General features: G+C 60.2%; 3 protein-coding genes. All 3 read right to left on the bottom strand.

Annotated elements, in window-relative coordinates:
• Nucleotides 1-1076, bottom strand: a 1076-nt coding sequence (locus JQ575_RS44060; protein ID WP_212039388.1) for an HlyD family secretion protein, incomplete at its 3' end; no start/stop codon positions are given.
• Nucleotides 1069-1512, bottom strand: coding sequence for a hypothetical protein (locus JQ575_RS44055; RefSeq protein ID WP_212039386.1), 444 nt, complete (start codon nt 1510-1512; stop codon nt 1069-1071). The genes JQ575_RS44060 and JQ575_RS44055, both read right to left, overlap by 8 nt.
• A gap of 57 nt (nt 1513-1569) precedes the next feature.
• Nucleotides 1570-2004 (bottom strand): hypothetical protein, encoded by a 435-nt coding sequence (locus JQ575_RS44050; RefSeq protein WP_212039384.1) that lies wholly within the window; start codon nt 2002-2004, stop codon nt 1570-1572.
• Nucleotides 2005-2269 lie beyond the last annotated feature (265 nt).

Here is a 2269-nt window from a genome sequence, read left to right as displayed (position 1 = left end):
TAGGCGTTGGCGATACAGCTGCTGCCGGGCGTCACGCCCTCCAGCCCGCCCTTGTAGATCGGCTCCATGAAAACGAGAATGGTGCCGGGACGCACGGTGCTCTGCGCCTCGATCAGTTGTTCACCGCCCCTGAACTGGCCCGCAGCGATGTAGTCCTGCACATTGGTCACCACCATCGGAATGATCGTCCACGGTTTGGAGATGCAGGTGGCCTCGGCGACCATTCCGACCTTCATGACCTGAGCCTCGATCTGCCCAAACCCCGCCGAGAGGGCACGCCGACCCGCACCGTCCGGAATCAGGACGCCGGCCGTCCGTATCATGGGATTGACGATATCGCCCGGCCTCAGCCCGAACTGCTCGACCCGCCCGTCGAACCCTGCACGAATGAAGGTCTTGTCCAGATCGACCTGCGCTTCTGCCAGCGCCGCCTCTGCGCTGGCTTTCTCGGCGGGAAGAAGGGCGGTGACGCGGACCGACGCGGATTGCTTTGAAGCGTTGGCGGCATCGAGCGAGCCCTGCCGGCCCGCCTGCAGCACCTGCAGTTTTTCGATGTCACGCTGCGGGACGATACCGGGATTGCGTTGCTGGAGGTCCCGCTTGGTGTTCAGCTCATCGGTGGCTTGCTGATAATCGCCCTGAGCCTGCTGGATCTGCCCTTCGGCTTTCAGAACATCGGCCTGCGCCGACAACATGGCGGCATCGACTTCGGCGATCTTGCGCTTGGCCGTCAGCAGCGCGGCCTCCTGCTTGGCGCTGTCCAGTCTGAAAATCACCTCACCTTGTTTGACGGATGCGCTGACATCGATGTTAACCTCCGCCACCCGGCCGGCTACTTCGGACATGAGCGGGACGGTACGGTAGTACAACGTCGCCGAATTGGTCGACGGATGATAGTAGAAGATCATCGTGATCAGCGCGACGGTGAGCATCAGGCAGCCGATGATGCCAAATCTCAGCTCGAACCAGACCGAATAGAGCGTGATCTCGTGGCCGAAGCGCTTTCCTTGCCGATAGCGGCGATAGAGATAGTCCGGCAAGATTGTCACGAGCGAACAAAGGATGATCTCAAGCATGAACCTGTGCCTTGCTCTTGGGGGCGGGGCTGTTCACGCCGGCCGCGTGGGCTGTAGCTTCTGCCGGCGGCTCGGTTGGGTCCGGTCCAGCCGGAACGCCGGCCAGCTTTTCGACCGATCCGGCAATCCTGCGTAGCGGCGTGATGAAGTCCGGCAAGTCGATCATCGCGAGGAACAGGCCGATCACCCAGAACAAATGGTTGTGCGTGAAAAGTGCCAGTAGACCGAGCACAGCAACGATCTCGAATTGCAGCTTGTGAGTTCGGTGCGCCATCCGCTCCGGCAGCGTGTGCAGGTGCAAATAGAGATTGCCGACCCCGACGACGGCGCCGATCAGGAAGATGCCCATAACGACCATCAAAACGTCGGTGTCACCCGGCGCCGTGATGAAGCCCGGCAGGTGATGGGGTGCTGCCGGGTGCAGTGGCTCGTTCACTTAGTTACTCCATCCGAATTAGAATCAACATCGGTCGTCACGCGGTGCGGACCGCACCTATTTAAACCGGACCGTTACCCCGCCCACTGCAGCCGACACTTCAGCGCCGACCTTGGGGCCGCTGAGCTGCAAGATCACGCCATTGGCATTCTGCAATTGAACGCCTGCAGCCCCGGCGGCGACCGCACCGCCGGCTCCGATCGCGCTGTAACTGCCTTCAAACGAGGCCGGGCTATTCAAGTTGAGGGCTCGTCCCACCAGCTTGGTTGTCGAGGCTCCGATCGTGAAGCCGATGCTCATGCCCGATACGGTGAACGGATAGCGCTTGCCTCGGAAGGTCAGCACGCCCTCACCGCCGCCAGCTCCGACAATGAAGCCACCTTTCGTGAACACGACGGCAACTTGACCGGTCTCGGCCCGTGAGGGCGTACTAAAACTAGCTAAGCCTGCCAGTAAGGCAACCAGAGCGACGATTATGCCCAATTTTTTCATGACTTTTTCCTTTGAAGAGACGCGATGGGACGCCGACTATTCGGCATTCGATGCTGTTATACATTCAACGTAGAAAATCCGGCTCCGCAAAGGCCGCGTTCGGACACTTGTAAAAGCCTTCTCCGGGTTTTACGCCCAGGTTTTTTTGTCGAGGAGGTGTGCCTGTATTCTGCGTTCTTCTTCGATCGCGAGCGGCGATCCGTCAGTTGCGCATCCCCCCTCACGTCACTGCAGCGACGTGGTACATGGTCTCCAATCCGACGAT

This window comes from Bradyrhizobium sp. JYMT SZCCT0428 (genome assembly GCF_018131075.1).
Taxonomy (GTDB): Bacteria; Pseudomonadota; Alphaproteobacteria; order Rhizobiales; family Xanthobacteraceae; genus Bradyrhizobium.
This window is presented reverse-complemented; position numbering and strand designations above follow the sequence as displayed.